Source organism: Sphingobium sp. C100 (assembly GCF_000508185.1).
Classification (GTDB): domain Bacteria; phylum Pseudomonadota; class Alphaproteobacteria; order Sphingomonadales; family Sphingomonadaceae; genus Sphingobium.
Window position 1 is genome coordinate 1 of record NZ_AYOY01000008.1, and the last position, 14,036, is coordinate 14,036.

Genomic DNA, 14,036 nt, shown 5'->3' on the forward strand with positions numbered 1-14,036 from the left:
GGCCCGTCTCCGCCACGGTGAAGGGCGCGCCCTGCCCCTGCGCCAGCGCGCTGGCGGCGACGGCGACGGTCAGGAGAAGAGCGGTGGAGACGGTGCGCATGGAGCGGGTCCATATACCCGTCGGGGCGCGCCGCCAAGGACGCGCGTCGCTCAATCCCCCGCTGGCCCGTAATGGCACAAGCCGGACGGCAAGGATGAACGGCGCAAACGCATGGCGTGGCCAATGGCATGACGTTAGACAAGGGCATTCCCTTCGCACAAGGAGCGCGTTTCCATGCCCAATTCCCCCTGGAGCCATCACCGCAGCGCCAGCCTGTCCGACGATATTGATTTCGAGATCAAGGGCCAGGAACTGCAATTTCTGGAGATCGAACTGGACCCCGGCGAAAGCGCGGTCGCCGAAGCGGGGGCGATGGTGTGGAAGGACGGCAGCGTCAGCATGGCCACCGTGTTCGGCGATGGCAGCGGCGGGCAGGATGGCGGCTTCATGGGCAAGCTGCTGGGCGCGGGCAAAAGGCTGGTGACGGGCGAGAGCCTGTTCACCACCGTTTTCACCCATCAGGGTCATGGCAAGGCGCGAGTCGCCTTTGCCTCCCCCACGCCGGGGTCGATCCTGCCGCTGAAGCTCGACCAATATGGCGGCACGCTGATCTGCCAGAAGGATAGTTTCCTGGCGGCGGCCAAGGGCGTGGCGATCGGCGTGCATTTCCAGAAGCGGATCATGACCGGCCTGTTCGGCGGCGAGGGCTTCATCATGCAGCGGCTGACCGGCGATGGCTGGGTGTTCGTGCAGATGGGCGGGACGCTGGTGGAAAAGGAACTGCGCGCCGGCGAGGAACTGCATGTCGATACCGGCTGCCTTGCCGCGATGACGCCAAGCGTCGATTTCGACCTGGTCGCCGCAGGCGGGGTCAAGTCGATGATCTTCGGCGGCGAGGGCGCTTTCTTCGCGCGGTTGCGGGGGCCGGGCCATGTGTGGATCCAGTCCCTGCCCTTCTCACGCCTTGCCGGGCGAATGCTGGCGGCGGCGGGCAGCCGGGGCGGACAGAATCGCGGCGAAGGATCGGTATTGGGCGAACTGGGCGACTTTATCGGGGGCAACCGCTAAGGCGGGCGCGCCGCCCTTGAAATCCGGGTCGAAATGGGCACATGGGACATATGGCACCCCCTTTCGACCCGGCCGACCTGCCGACCGGTATCCTGATGCCGCTATCGCCGCTGGTGAACCGCGTGCTGGCGCCCAACTCGTCGCCCTTCACCTATACCGGCACGCAAACCTATATGGTGGGCGTGGAGGCCGTGGCCATCATCGATCCCGGCCCGGACGATGCGGCGCATCTCGCCGCGCTGCGCGCTGCGATCGCCGGACGCCCGGTGGCGGCGATCCTGTGCACCCATACGCATCGCGACCATAGCCCGGCGGCCCGACCGTTGGCGCAAGCGACCGGCGCGCCGATCATCGGTTGCGCGCCGCTGACGCTGGAGGATGACGGGCCGCGCGCCGATGCGGCGTTCGATGCCGAATACCGGCCCGACCGCGTGCTGACCGACGGCGAGCAGGTCAGCGGGCCGGGCTGGACGCTGGAGGCGGTGGCGACGCCCGGCCATACGTCCAACCATCTCTGCTTCGCCCTGCCGCAGGAGCAGGCGCTGTTCACCGGCGACCATGTCATGGGCTGGTCCACCAGCGTCATTTCCCCGCCCGACGGCGACATGACCGCCTATATGCGGTCGATGCAGCGGCTCACGGAACGGGACGACATCGTCTATTATCCCGCCCATGGCGAACCGATCGACGCGCCGCAGCGGCTGGTGCGCGGCATGATGGGGCATCGCAAGCAGCGCGAAGGGCAGATATTGCGCTTCATGGAGCGCAACGGCGACAGCGCCATCCCCGACATGGTGGCGGACATGTACAAGGGCGTCGATCCACGCCTGCATGGCGCGGCGGGTCGATCCGTGCTGGCGCATCTGATCGATCTGCACGGCCGCGGCATGGCCGAACGGATCGGGGACGGGCGATGGCGGACGGCCTGAAACGCTATGCCGGGCCGATCGCCGCCGCGCTGCTGATCCTGTTTGCCGGCGCGGCGATGCTGGTTGGCTGGCAGCGCTATAATCGCGACTATGTGGTGAGCGTCGAGGATGACGGGTCGGCGGTGACGAAGATCATCGCGGAAAGGATTGCCGGGTCGGCCAGCCTGCGTGTGTCGCAACTGAACGGCACCATTCAAAGCACGGCGCAGGACGTACGCGGTTTCGGCTGGCTGAAATCCGACCAGGTGGTGAAAATGCCCTATTCGGTGGATTATTTCGTCGATCTGGGCGGGCTGGGCGCCGATGAACTGGAGTGGGACGAGGCGAACCGCACGCTGATCGTCAACGCGCCCGATGTGAAGCCGGGCAAGCCCAATGTCGATGAAGCCCGCCGGACGCTGGTGCGCACCAACGGCATCTTCGTGACGCGGCAGGCGGCCGAGGAATTGAGCCGCCGCACCTCCGCCCATGCGCAGGCGCGGGCGGCGGCGTCGGCCAGGTCGCCCGAGCGGATGGCGCAGGCGCGCGAATATGGTCGCGCGGCGATCGGCAAGATCATGGCCGCGCCGCTGGGCGCGATGGGCTATGGCGATGTGCGGGTGCTCGTCACCTTCCCGCCCGAGCGCAAGAACGACAAGCGCGAACGGTGGGACGTCACCACGCCGATCAACGAGGTACTGGCCAACGAGCGGCAGCAGCGCTAGGGCGCGGCGCAAGACCCCAGACAATGGGACCAAGGAGCACAGGGTATGAACGCAATCACCGGAATCCCGCAGGGCACCGATCTGCGCGCCGAAATCGACCGGCTGCGCAAGGAGCGCAACGCCGTCATCCTGGGCCATTATTATCAGAAGCCCGAAATTCAGGACCTGTCCGATTTCGTCGGCGATTCGCTGGAGTTGTCGCGCAAGGCGGCGGAGACCGACGCCGATGTCATCGCCTTTTGCGGCGTGCGTTTCATGGCGGAAACGGCAAAGATCCTGTCGCCTGAAAAAATCGTGGTGCTGCCCGACATGGATGCGGGTTGCAGCCTGGAAGACAGCTGCCCCCCCGCCCAGTTCAAGGCGTTTCGCGAAGCGCATCCCGATCATATTGCGCTCAGCTACATCAACTGTTCGGCCGAGGTGAAGGCGCTGTCCGACATCATCGTCACCAGTTCGTCGGCGGAAAAGATCCTGGCGCAGATCCCCCAGGACCAGAAGATCATCTTCGGTCCCGACAAGCATCTGGGCGGCTACCTCAAGCGCAAGCTCAATCGCGACATGCTGTTGTGGCCGGGCGTGTGCATCGTGCATGAGGCGTTCAGCGAGACCGAGTTGCTGAAGCTGAAGGCCCAGCATCCGCAAGCGCCGGTCGCCGCCCATCCCGAATGCCCACCCTATATCATCGACCATGCCGACTATGTCGGATCGACCAGCGGCATTCTGGAATTTTCGAGGACGATGCCGGGCGACACGCTGATCGTCGCGACCGAGCCGCACATCATCCACCAGATGCGTAAGAGCGTGCCGGACAAGAATTTCATCGGCGCGCCCGGCGCGGACGGCAACTGCAACTGCAACATCTGCCCCTATATGGCGCTCAACACGATGGAAAAGCTGTATCTGGCCCTGCGCGACCTGACGCCGCGCATCGAGATGGACGAGACGTTGCGCGTGGCGGCCAAGAAGAGCCTGGACAGGATGCTGGAAATGGCGAGCGGCACGGTGGGCCAGGGGGATGTCGGCCCGCGCGGCTGAGGGCTGAACGATGGTCGCCCGGCTCCGCGCGCTCTGGCAGGAAACAAGGGCCAGCTACTGGTTCTATCCGGCGCTGTTCACCTTGCTGGCGGCGCTGCTGGCGATCCTGACCGTCTGGCTGGACCGGCATGGCGCGGCCGAATGGCTGACCAGTCATGAGTGGGTGGACGAAGCGCGCCCCGAAGGCGCGCGCAACGTCCTGAACGTCATTTCAGGGTCGATGATCGGCGTCGCGTCGACCGTCTTTTCGATCACCATCGCCGCCGTCGTCTATGCGTCGGGCAGCTATGGGCCGCGATTGCTGGCCAATTTCATGGAGGATCGCGGCAACCAATTATCGCTCGCGACCTTCATCGCCACCTTCGTCTATGCCGTGCTGGTGCTGCGGGTGGTGCGCGACGCCTATGAGACGGCGGGCGATCCGGGGTTCGTGCCGCAGTTGTCGCTGATGATCGCGACCGGCATGATGGCGGCGTCGATCGCCGTGCTGGTCTATTTCCTGAACCATGTGCCCGCGTCGATCCGCATCAACGCGGTGCTGGAAGGGATCGGCGCGCGGCTGTTGCGGGCGGTGCGCGAGCGTTTCCCCCATGATTGCGCCGGCGAGCAGCGCGACCAGGCGCCCCAGGGCGCGCCCGTCCCCGCGACCCGCACCGGCTATGTCCAGATCGTGGATTTTGCCGGGCTGGACCGGATCGCGCGCGAGGCGGGATGCCGCATCGAGCTGCGGCTGCGGCCCGGCGATTTCGTGCATCCCGATATCGTGCTGCTGGCGGTGGTGGGCGGCAAGGCGCCCGACGAGGCCATGGCCGAGCGGCTGCGCGGCTGCTTCTCGTTGGGCGCGATGCGATCGCCCGCGCAGGACATCGAATTCCTGATCGACGAACTGGTGGAAATCGCGCTGCGGGCGCTGTCCCCCGGCATCAACGATCCGTTCACCGCCGTCACCGCGTTGCACTGGCTGGGCGCGGCCACGGCGCAGATCGGCGAGCGCGACCTGCGCGGCGGCCCGGATCGCGGCGATTATGACTGGAACCGGATCGTGCCGCTCAACGACGATTTCGACCATTTCGTGCGCCGGGGCTTTGGCGGCATACGCGCGGCGGCGGCGACCAGCCCGATCGCGGCGACGCAGTTCCTCGATTGCCTGCTGGGCGCGGGATCGACGCTGAGCCTGAACGGCCGTCGCGCCCGGCTGCGCCAGGAAGGCGCTTTGCTGATGGCGCAGGCGCGGCTGGAACTGGCCGGCCCGTCGCTGGACGAGTTGGACGCGCACTATTGCGATTTCGTACAAGCCATGAAAGACGACACCCATGAACGGCTTTCCTCCTGACGCCTTTTCGCTGGACGGATTCGACCTGGACGCCTTCGTCGCGTCCACCTTGGCCGAGGATCTCGGCCCCGACGGGCGGGACGTCACCAGCGAGGCCGTGATCCCCGCCGATGCGGTGTTCGACGGCGTGATGGACAGCCGCGACGCGGTGACGCTGGCGGGACTGCCGATCGCGGTCGCCTTTTTCCGGGCGCTCGACCCCCAGGTGAAGATAGAGTTGCTGCACCGGGACGGCGATCAGGTCGCGGCGGGCACCGACCTGATGCGCATCCGGGGCAAGGCGCGGGCGATGCTGACGGCGGAGCGGTCCGCGCTCAACACCGTCCAGCATCTGACCGGCATCGCGACCATGACGCGCGCCTATGTCGATGCGATATTGGGCACCGGCGCAACCCTGCTCGACACCCGCAAGACCATTCCGGGGCTGCGCGTGCTGGAGAAATATGCGACCCGCATGGGCGGCGCGACCAATCACCGCATGGGCCTGTGGGATGCGGCGATGATCAAGGACAATCATGTCGCCGTCGCCGGATCGGTGGAGGAAGCGGTGCGCCGCGCCGTCGCAGCGGGCGTCGCGCGCATCATCGTGGAGGTCGACCGGGTCGACCAGATCGAACCCGCGCTGGCCGCCGGCGCGACTCATCTGCTGCTCGACAATATGGCCGCGCCGGTGCTGCGCGGCGCGGTGACGCTGGTGGGCGGGCGCGTGCCGACCGAGGCGTCAGGCGGCGTCACGCTGGAGACAATCCGGGCGAAGGCCGAGACCGGCGTCACCTATATCAGCGTCGGTCGCCTGACCCAATCTGCTCCCGCTGCGGACATCGGACTGGATTTCGCTTATGCTTAGGCCCATCTTCGCCCTAGCGCTGATCGCCCTGCCCGCTCCCGCGCTCGCCCAGTCCGCCCAGTGCCGGATGCCCGCCAATGTGGCGCGGCCCGAGGCGGAGGGACCAACCGAGAAGGAGCCTAAGCGCGTCCTGCCGATCGGCAGCTACACGCTGGCGATCAGTTGGACGCCGCAATATTGCTCGACCGCGCGCGAGCGGAACAGCCTGCAATGCAGCGGCCGGAACGGGAAGTTCGGCTTCACCCTCCACGGCCTGTGGCCGGACGGCCGCGACAAGGCGTGGCCGCAATATTGTCGCGCCGCCGACCTGGTGCCGCGAGAGGTGGTGCGCGACAATCTGTGCACCACCCCCTCGGTCCAGCTGATCCAGCATGAATGGGCCAAGCATGGCACCTGCATGGCGACCAGGCCGGAGCTGTATTTCGACCTTTCGCGCGCTTTCTACCAGTCGCTGCGCTATCCCGACATGGCCGCCCTCGCCCGCCGAAAGACGCTGACGGTGACGCAGTTCGCCACCGCCTTCGCCGCCGCCAACAAGCGGCTGGAGCCGGACATGCTGCGGGTGACGACGGTGCGCGGCAACTGGCTGAGCGAAGTGTGGATCTGCATGGACCGCGCGATGGAATTTACGCGCTGCCCGGCGCATCAGGGCGGCGCGCCAGGGCCGAGCTATTTGCGGATCGAGCCTGGCCCCAACATTCCCAATGCGCGCCTGACCACTCCGCGCGGGTCGCGCGCGGCGCCGGCGCGCAAGCCCGGCCTTGTCCTCGACCTCGATCCCAAGGTGCAGCCGCTGACCAACGCCAGCGGCGAATGATCAGCCCTCGATCGTCGCCGTCGAAGGATGGTGGCGATCGAGATGCTTGCGGATGATGCGCAGATTTTTCGTGTTCGATTTATAGAGAAAGTCGAACAGGTCGCCGGCGAAGGGGATGGCGCCAACCAGCGTATCGACGCCCACATTGGCGGCCATGCGGGTGAGCTGCCATTTCGACATGCCCAGGTTGCGCGCTTCCCAGACAATCCAGGCACCCATGGCCGCGGTGGCGATGTCCCCCACCACCGGCACCAGCCCGACCAGACTGTCCAGCCCGACGCGCCGGTTGATGCCGGGAATGACGAACAGTCCCTCCAGCAGCGCCTCCATCGCCTCGATCCGGCGACGCACCGATGTGGGATCGCGGCCGAAACCGGGCATATCCTGCACGATGCGATCAAACTGGTCCTGCGAAAACGCCATTTCTTTCTCCTCCCCTTCTAATTGGGGCGGCGGAAGAGATGGTTCAATGGGTGGCGCGCGCGCGGCGAAGGCGTGAAACCGGTCAGCCGCCGGGAGACCAGCGACCAGCGGACGGGCGCGCCCAGCGCGATATAGCCATTATGCGCCTGCATCAACGCTTCGGCCTCCGCCACCCGGGCCATGCGCTCTTCCGCGCTGCTGGCGAGGCTGGCCGACTGCATCGCCGCGTCGGCGGCATCGCTGCAATGGACCTTGCGCGCGCAACCGACGCGGCCAAGATACCAGAGCGCGCTGTCATAAGGCGCGACCTCGTCGATCAGGCGCAGGTCGGCTTCGTCCTTCATGGCGACCCGACTGACCGGCAGGCCGATCGCCGCCAGATCGCGCCGCAGCAGCCCGAACAAAAGGGTTCCGCCCGGACCTTCGGGCAAGGCGATGCGCAGCGGCGCTGGCGCGTCATTGTCGGCACGCCAGCGGGTGATGGTGGCGCTCGCCTGGGCGCGGCGGTCTTCCATCGACTGGTTCGCCCAGGCCGGCGCCGTGGGCGCGCGGCCCAGATCCAGGTCGGACGGGACGATCTGCTCGGTCGTTGCCCAACCGCCCAGAGGGAAAAAGGCCGGCAACTGGCTCCGGTCGATGGCCATGTTGATCGCCGCGCGGACCGCATCATCGTCCAGCAACGCGCCACTGCCCACGACCGTCAGCCCCAGCAACCCCTGCACCGGATCAATGCGGACCGCGTCGCGTTCCACGCCGGCGGGAATGAGCAGCGGCAGGTCGGAAAAGCGTCCGCCCAGCATCAGCGCCGCCTGACCGTCGCGAAAGCGGATGATCGCCAGCGCCGCCCGTTCCGCCCGCAATACGCGCAATTGCGACGGCGGCACCGGCTCTTCGGTCGATTCATCGTCTCCGGTCGACCGGTCGATGGGCGTCAGCATCAAGGCGCTGCCCTGCCGCCGCTGGCGATAGGGACCAGTGCCGCCATCGCGCGACAGCACGCCCATTTGCGGCTGGGCCAGCATTTGCAGCATATAGGGACGCGCGGCGGCCATGCGGATCTCGATGACTTCGCCGGTCATCGGCACCACCGCCTGCACCGCGTCCAGCGGACCGTCGGGATCAAGCCGGCGCAGGCTGACGATTCGCGCCATCAGCATCCGCGCGACATCCGGCGCGGTGACGCGGGTGCCGTCGGCCCAGAAGGCGCGGCGCAGCCGGAAGATGTAGCTGCGCCCGTCATCCTCCACAATCCAGCGCTGCGCCAGGCCGGGGACGATGTCGCCCTGCGCGTCGAAGGCGACCAGCCCCTGCGCCGTGCTTTCCAGCATCAGCTTGGCGGCGGGGTCGGGCAGATTTTGCAGCGGCTTGGTGAAATCCTCCCGCGTGCCCACCACGCTGACCACCACCGGGCCGCTGCCTTCGTTCGAACAGCCCGTCAGCGTCAGGCCGATCGCCGCGCCACAGATGAGCGCGCCACGAGGAAAAGGGCGAAGCAGGAGAGACAAGGCGGCCATGACCGGGACAGGATTAGCCCCTGATCGCGCCGTCGCCAACCGGCGATCCGCGATCCGTGATCCGAAGGTCATGATGCCCCCGCCGGCCGCGCCTCTGTCAGTCGAGGTTCGGACGCAAATAGCGCTCCGCCGTTTCAAGGTCGATGCCGCGCCGCGTCGCATATTCCTCCAGCTGATCGCGGCCGACCCGCGCCACGCCGAAATATTCGGCCTGGGCATGGCCGAAATAAAAGCCGCTGACCGCCGCCGTGGGCAGCATCGCGAAGCTTTCGGTCAAGGTCACGCCGGTCGCATGATGGGCGTCGAGCATGTCGAACAACAGGGGCTTGAGGCTATGTTCCGGGCAGGCGGGATAGCCGGGCGCCGGACGGATGCCGCGATATTGTTCCTTGATAAGCGCTTCGTTGGTGAGCTGTTCCCCCTCCGCATAGCCCCACAGCGCGGTGCGGACATAATGGTGGAGCCGCTCGGCAAAGGCTTCGGCGAGCCGGTCGGCCAGCGCCTTCAGCAAAATGTCCGAATAATCGTCGATCGCATTTTTGAAGCGCGCCAGATGCGGTTCGATGCCGTGGATCGAGACGGCGAAGCCGCCCATCCAGTCGCCGTCATGGCTGATGAAGTCAGCCAGGCACATGTTCGCGCGCCCTTCCCGCTTCTGGATCTGCTGACGCAGCATCGGCAGGCGGACATGTTTTTCATCCTCGACATGGACGATGATGTCGTCGCCGCCCATGTCATTGGCGCGCCGGCAGGGCCACAGACCGCAGACGCCGCGCGCGGTCAGCCATTTTTCGCTGACGATGCGATCCAGCATCTTTTGCGCGTCGGCGAACAGGCTGCGCGCGCTTTCGCCGACCACCGCGTCCTCCAGGATGGCGGGATAATTGCCCGCCAGTTCCCAGGCGCGGAAGAAGGGGGTCCAGTCGATATAATCCACCAGATCCTTCAAATCCCAGTCGGGGAAGCGATGGACGCCCGGCAGGCGCGGGCGCGGCGCCTTCAGGCTCTCGTCCATCTCGAACGCGTTGGCGCGGGCATCCTCGATACTGACCAGCGCGCTTTGCCCCTTGTTCGCGCGGGCGACGCGGACATGTTCATAATCGTCCTTCGTCTTGCGCACGAAGTCGGTCTTTTGCGTGTCGGAGACGAGCGCGGTCGCCACGCCCACGGCGCGGCTGGCGTCGAGCACATGGACGACCGGGCCGGTGAAGGCGGGATCGATGCGCAGCGCGGTATGCACCTTCGACGTGGTCGCGCCGCCGATCAGGAGCGGCATCGTCATGTTGGCGCGCTGCATTTCGACAGCGACCGTCACCATCTCGTCCAGCGAGGGGGTGATGAGGCCGGACAGGCCGATCATGTCGGCGTCATTCTCGTTCGCGGCCTTGATGATGTCCTGCCAGGGGACCATCACGCCCATGTCGATCACGTCAAAGCCGTTGCACTGAAGCACGACGCCGACGATATTCTTGCCGATGTCATGGACGTCGCCCTTGACCGTCGCCATGATGATCTTGCCCTTGCCCTTGGCGCCCGGTTCCTTGGCGGCCTCGATATAGGGGAGGAGATGGGCCACCGCCTTTTTCATGACGCGGGCGGACTTCACCACCTGGGGCAGGAACATCTTGCCCGCGCCGAACAGGTCGCCGACGACGTTCATGCCGTCCATCAGCGGTCCTTCGATCACTTCGATCGGCCGGGCGGCGGCGAGGCGGGCTTCCTCCGTATCCTCGACCACATACATGTCGATGCCCTTGACCAGCGCATGTTCCAGCCGCCGGGCGACCGGCCAGCCGCGCCATTCCTGCGCCGCCTTTTCCGTCGCCGCATCCTTGCCGCGATAGCTTTCGGCCAGGGTGACGAGGCGCTCGCCCGCATCCGGGTCGCGGTTCAGCAGCACATCCTCGCAAGCGGTGCGCAGCGCGGGATCGATCGCGTCATAGACGTCGAGCTGCCCGGCATTGACGATCGCCATGTCGAGGCCGGCGGGAATGGCGTGATAGAGGAACACGCTGTGCATCGCGCGGCGGACCGGTTCGTTGCCGCGGAAGGAGAAGGAGAAGTTGGACAGGCCGCCCGAAATATGGACGTGCGGGCAGCGCGCCTTGATCTCGCGACAGGCTTCGATGAAGTCCATGCCGTAATTATTATGCTCCTCGATCCCGGTCGCGACGGCGAAGATATTGGGGTCGAAGATGATGTCCTCGGGCGGGAAGCCAATGGTCATCAACAGCTTGTAGGCGCGTTCGCAGATTTCGACCTTGCGGTCGCGCGTGTCGGCCTGGCCGGTTTCGTCGAAGGCCATGACGACGACGGCGGCGCCATAGGCCATGCAAAGTTTCGCATGGTGCAGGAAGGCTTCCTCGCCCTCCTTCATGCTGATGGAATTGACGATCGGCTTGCCGCTGACGCATTTCAGGCCGGCTTCGATCACCTCCCATTTGGAGCTGTCGATCATGACCGGCACGCGGCTGATGTCGGGTTCCGAGGTCATGAGCTTGAGGAAGGTCGTCATCGCCTCGACCGCGTCGAGCAACCCCTCGTCCATGTTGACGTCGACGATCTGCGCGCCATTTTCCACCTGCTCGCGCGCGATGTCGATGGCCGTGGCATAATCGCCCGCCATGATCAGCTTCTTGAACTTGGCCGATCCGGTGACGTTGGTGCGTTCGCCGATATTGACGAAGGTGGCGGTGGAGGTCTGAGTCATTTCTACTACCTGCTCCCCTCCCGTTGGCGGGAGGAGCTGGGGGTGGGCAAGTGAGGTGGCGCCTTCCCGGCCCACCCCCTGACCCCCTCCCGCTTGCGGAAGGGGGGAACAGCTTACGCCGCGATGTGCATCGGTTCGAGGCCCGCGAGCCGCGTCACGACCGGCAGTTCCGGCACCACGCGCGGCTTGTGGCCCGCCAGCGCCCTCGCCACCGCGCCGATATGCGCCGGCGTCGTGCCGCAACAGCCGCCGACCATGTTGACGAGGCCTTCGTCCACCCACTGACGGATGAGGCTGGCCGTGGTTTCGGGCAGTTCGTCATATTGGCCCAGTTCATTGGGCAGGCCGGCATTGGGGTAGGCCAGGATCAGCGTGTCGGCGTTTTTCGACAGTTCCGCCAGATAGGGCCGCAGCAGGTCCGCGCCGAACGCGCAGTTCACGCCGATGGTCAACGGCTTGAGGTGCCGCAGCGAATACCAGAAGGCGTTGATCGTATGGCCCGACAGGTTGCGACCCGACATGTCGGTGATGGTGAAGCTGAGCATCAGCGGCACGTCGCGACCCGCCGCTGCCTCCGCCTCGCGCGCGGCCATGCCCGCCGCCTTGGCGTTCAATGTATCGAAGCAGGTTTCGACCAGCAGGAAATCCACCCCGCCTGCGATCAGCGCGTCGCACTGTTCGCGATAATCGGCCTTGAGCGTGTCATAATCGACCTCGCGATAGGCGGGGTCGTTGACGTCGGGTGAGATCGACAGCGTTTTGTTAGTCGGGCCGATCGAGCCGCACACGAAGCGGGGCTTGCCGTCCTTCGCGCTTGCCTTCTCGGAGGCGACGCGGGCGAGCTTCGCAGCGGCGAGATTGATGTCCCAGACCAGATGTTCGCAGCCATAGTCGGCCATCGCGATCTTGGTCGAGGAAAAGGTGTTGGTTTCCACCATGTCCGCGCCGGCGTCGAGATAGGCGGCGTGGATGCCCTCGACAATGTCGGGGCGGGTCAGGCAGAGCAGGTCGTTATTGCCCTTCTGGTCCTTCACCAGGTCCAGGTCTCCGCGATAATCGGCTTCGGTCAGACCATGTTTCTGGATCGACGTGCCATAGCCGCCGTCGAAGATCAGGATCTTTTCCGCCGCCAGGGCGCGAAATTGTGCTTCGGCGCTCATGCCGCTTTCTCCGAATCATTGCCTGCCGCCTGCGCCCGAAGGCCCAGCAGGTGGCAGATCGCATAGCTGAGTTCCGCCCGGTTGAGCGTATAGAAATGAAAGTCGCGCACGCCGCCGGCATAGAGTTGGCGGCACAGTTCGGCCGCGATCGTCGCCGACACCAATTGACGCGCGGCGGGAAGGTCGTCCAGCCCGTGGAACAGGCGCGCCATCCAGCTGGGCACCTGGGTATTGCACATGGCGGCCATGCGCTGGGTCGCGGCGAAATTGCTGACCGGCATGATGCCCGGCACGATGTCGGCGGTGATGCCCGCTGCCGCCGTTTTGTCGAGGAAGCGGAAATAGGCTTCGGGCGAAAAGAAGAATTGCGTGATCGCGCGGGTGGCGCCGGCGTCCAGCTTGCGCTTCAGATTGTCGAGGTCGCTCTGCGCGCTCGCCGCATCGGGATGGACTTCGGGATAGGCCGACACGGAAATTTCGAACGGGTGGCGCTTTACCAGCCCTTCGACCAGGTCGGCCGCGCCCGTATAGCCTTGCGGATGCGGTTCGAAGGCGCCGCCCTGTTCCGGCGGGTCGCCGCGCAGCGCCACGATGTGGCGCACGCCCGCTTCCCAATAGGCGTCGGCGATGTCGGCGATCTCGTCCTTGCTCGCCGCGACGCAGGTCAGGTGCGCGGCGGCGGCGAGCGGCGTTTCCCTGGCGATGCGGGCCACCGTATTATGGGTGCGTTCGCGCGTCGAGCCGCCCGCGCCATAGGTGACGGACACGAATCGCGGCGCCAGCGGCGTCAGCGTCTCGATCGCGGACCAGAGCTGCGTCTCCATCTTCTCCGTCTTGGGCGGGAAAAATTCGAAGCTGACACGGGCATCGCCGGCAAGGTCCGCATAGAGCGGCGCGGCGGGATCATTCAGGGTCATGCGGAAATCCGTCCTTCGATCGGCAGGATGCGCGCCTGTCTGCGCCGCCCCAGCCAGAGTTGCACCGTCAACCCCTGGCCGGGCAAGCTTTCCACCCGTTCCAGGTCAAGGCCCGCATCCGCGAACCAGCCTTCCATCTGTGCGTTGGAAAAGCCCAGCCGCGCATGTTGGTCGCGCAGGCGCAATTCCTCGCGTTCGTGCGGGGCAAAGTCGGCGATCAGCACGCGGCCGTCCTGCGCCGTCACGCGCGCCGCCTCCGCGATCGCCGCCTCGGGCGCCTGCGCATAATGCAACACCTGATGCAGCAGCACCGTGTCGGCGCTGCCCCATTCCAGCGGCAGGTCCATGAAGTCGCCCAGCAGCAACGCATATTTGCCGCCCGCATCCTGGGGCAGTTTGGCGCGGGCAAGCCGCAGCATGTCCGGGCTGCGATCGAGCGCCGTCACCTGCGCGGCGGTGTCGCCGAACAATTCGATCATCCGTCCGGTGCCGGTCCCGATGTCGAGCAGATGACCGATCGGCTCGCGCGCCAGCAGAGC

Annotated in this window: 13 protein-coding genes; 7 read left to right on the forward strand and 6 right to left on the reverse strand. The window is 66.1% G+C overall.

Annotated elements, in window-relative coordinates; genetic code table 11:
* Positions 1-274 precede the first annotated feature (274 nt).
* From C100_RS26685 to C100_RS26715, 7 genes are read left to right on the forward strand one after another with little or no spacing between them, the layout of a single operon-like run.
* Positions 275-1,108 (forward strand): TIGR00266 family protein, encoded by an 834-nt coding sequence (locus tag C100_RS26685; protein WP_024018071.1) that lies wholly within the window; start codon positions 275-277, stop codon positions 1,106-1,108.
* Between the two features lie 50 nt (positions 1,109-1,158).
* Positions 1,159-2,037 carry an MBL fold metallo-hydrolase gene (locus tag C100_RS26690; protein WP_031308552.1) on the forward strand — a complete coding sequence of 293 codons (879 nt, stop codon included), beginning with the start codon at positions 1,159-1,161 and terminating at the stop codon, positions 2,035-2,037.
* Positions 2,022-2,741, forward strand: coding sequence for a DUF4230 domain-containing protein (locus tag C100_RS26695; RefSeq protein ID WP_024018073.1), 720 nt, complete (start codon positions 2,022-2,024; stop codon positions 2,739-2,741). Before C100_RS26690 ends, C100_RS26695 begins: the two co-directional genes overlap by 16 nt.
* A gap of 45 nt (positions 2,742-2,786) precedes the next feature.
* Positions 2,787-3,776, forward strand: coding sequence for a quinolinate synthase NadA (gene nadA, locus C100_RS26700; RefSeq protein WP_024018074.1), 990 nt, complete (start codon positions 2,787-2,789; stop codon positions 3,774-3,776).
* Positions 3,777-3,786: 10 nt separating this feature from the next.
* The gene (locus tag C100_RS26705; RefSeq protein ID WP_024018075.1) at positions 3,787-5,109 is read left to right on the forward strand and encodes a DUF2254 domain-containing protein; all 1,323 of its coding nucleotides are present in this window, start codon (positions 3,787-3,789) and stop codon (positions 5,107-5,109) included.
* Complete coding sequence (gene nadC, locus C100_RS26710) at positions 5,090-5,956, forward strand: carboxylating nicotinate-nucleotide diphosphorylase (RefSeq protein ID WP_024018076.1); 867 nt, start codon at positions 5,090-5,092, stop codon at positions 5,954-5,956. The genes C100_RS26705 and nadC overlap by 20 nt, the downstream gene beginning before the upstream one ends.
* Complete coding sequence (locus C100_RS26715; RefSeq protein ID WP_024018077.1) at positions 5,949-6,773, forward strand: ribonuclease T2 family protein; 825 nt, start codon at positions 5,949-5,951, stop codon at positions 6,771-6,773. Before nadC ends, C100_RS26715 begins: the two co-directional genes overlap by 8 nt.
* Here C100_RS26715 and C100_RS26720 read toward each other — a convergent pair whose 3' ends face one another.
* The 6 genes from C100_RS26720 to C100_RS26745 form a co-directional block, all read right to left on the reverse strand.
* A complete protein-coding gene (locus C100_RS26720; RefSeq protein ID WP_024018078.1) occupies positions 6,774-7,196 on the reverse strand; it encodes a DUF4112 domain-containing protein in 423 nt (140 codons plus the stop codon).
* A 17-nt stretch (positions 7,197-7,213) separates the two neighbouring features.
* Positions 7,214-8,710 (reverse strand): ABC transporter substrate-binding protein, encoded by a 1,497-nt coding sequence (locus tag C100_RS26725; protein ID WP_024018079.1) that lies wholly within the window; start codon positions 8,708-8,710, stop codon positions 7,214-7,216.
* Between the two features lie 97 nt (positions 8,711-8,807).
* Positions 8,808-11,420, reverse strand: a complete 2,613-nt coding sequence (gene metH, locus C100_RS26730; RefSeq protein WP_024018080.1) for a methionine synthase — start codon at positions 11,418-11,420, stop codon at positions 8,808-8,810.
* A gap of 113 nt (positions 11,421-11,533) precedes the next feature.
* Positions 11,534-12,580, reverse strand: a complete 1,047-nt coding sequence (locus tag C100_RS26735; protein WP_024018081.1) for a homocysteine S-methyltransferase family protein — start codon at positions 12,578-12,580, stop codon at positions 11,534-11,536.
* A complete protein-coding gene (gene metF / locus C100_RS26740) occupies positions 12,577-13,497 on the reverse strand; it encodes a methylenetetrahydrofolate reductase (RefSeq protein WP_024018082.1) in 921 nt (306 codons plus the stop codon). Before metF ends, C100_RS26735 begins: the two co-directional genes overlap by 4 nt.
* A partial coding sequence (locus tag C100_RS26745) for a class I SAM-dependent methyltransferase (protein WP_024018083.1) occupies positions 13,494-14,036 on the reverse strand: 543 nt, incomplete at its 5' end. The genes C100_RS26745 and metF, both read right to left, overlap by 4 nt.

Bases quoted from the DNA above. Each gene is read 5' to 3' on its own strand.
- C100_RS26725 (WP_024018079.1), bottom strand. From the start codon at position 8,710: ATGGCCGCCTTGTCTCTCCTGCTTCGCCCTTTTCCTCGTGGCGCGCTC.
- C100_RS26690 (WP_031308552.1), top strand. From the start codon at position 1,159: ATGGCACCCCCTTTCGACCCGGCCGACCTGCCGACCGGTATCCTGATG.
- metF (WP_024018082.1), bottom strand. From the start codon at position 13,497: ATGACCCTGAATGATCCCGCCGCGCCGCTCTATGCGGACCTTGCCGGC.
- nadA (WP_024018074.1), top strand. From the start codon at position 2,787: ATGAACGCAATCACCGGAATCCCGCAGGGCACCGATCTGCGCGCCGAA.
- C100_RS26715 (WP_024018077.1), top strand. From the start codon at position 5,949: ATGCTTAGGCCCATCTTCGCCCTAGCGCTGATCGCCCTGCCCGCTCCC.
- metH (WP_024018080.1), bottom strand. From the start codon at position 11,420: ATGACTCAGACCTCCACCGCCACCTTCGTCAATATCGGCGAACGCACC.
- C100_RS26735 (WP_024018081.1), bottom strand. From the start codon at position 12,580: ATGAGCGCCGAAGCACAATTTCGCGCCCTGGCGGCGGAAAAGATCCTG.
- C100_RS26720 (WP_024018078.1), bottom strand. From the start codon at position 7,196: ATGGCGTTTTCGCAGGACCAGTTTGATCGCATCGTGCAGGATATGCCC.
- C100_RS26705 (WP_024018075.1), top strand. From the start codon at position 3,787: ATGGTCGCCCGGCTCCGCGCGCTCTGGCAGGAAACAAGGGCCAGCTAC.
- nadC (WP_024018076.1), top strand. From the start codon at position 5,090: ATGAACGGCTTTCCTCCTGACGCCTTTTCGCTGGACGGATTCGACCTG.
- C100_RS26685 (WP_024018071.1), top strand. From the start codon at position 275: ATGCCCAATTCCCCCTGGAGCCATCACCGCAGCGCCAGCCTGTCCGAC.
- C100_RS26695 (WP_024018073.1), top strand. From the start codon at position 2,022: ATGGCGGACGGCCTGAAACGCTATGCCGGGCCGATCGCCGCCGCGCTG.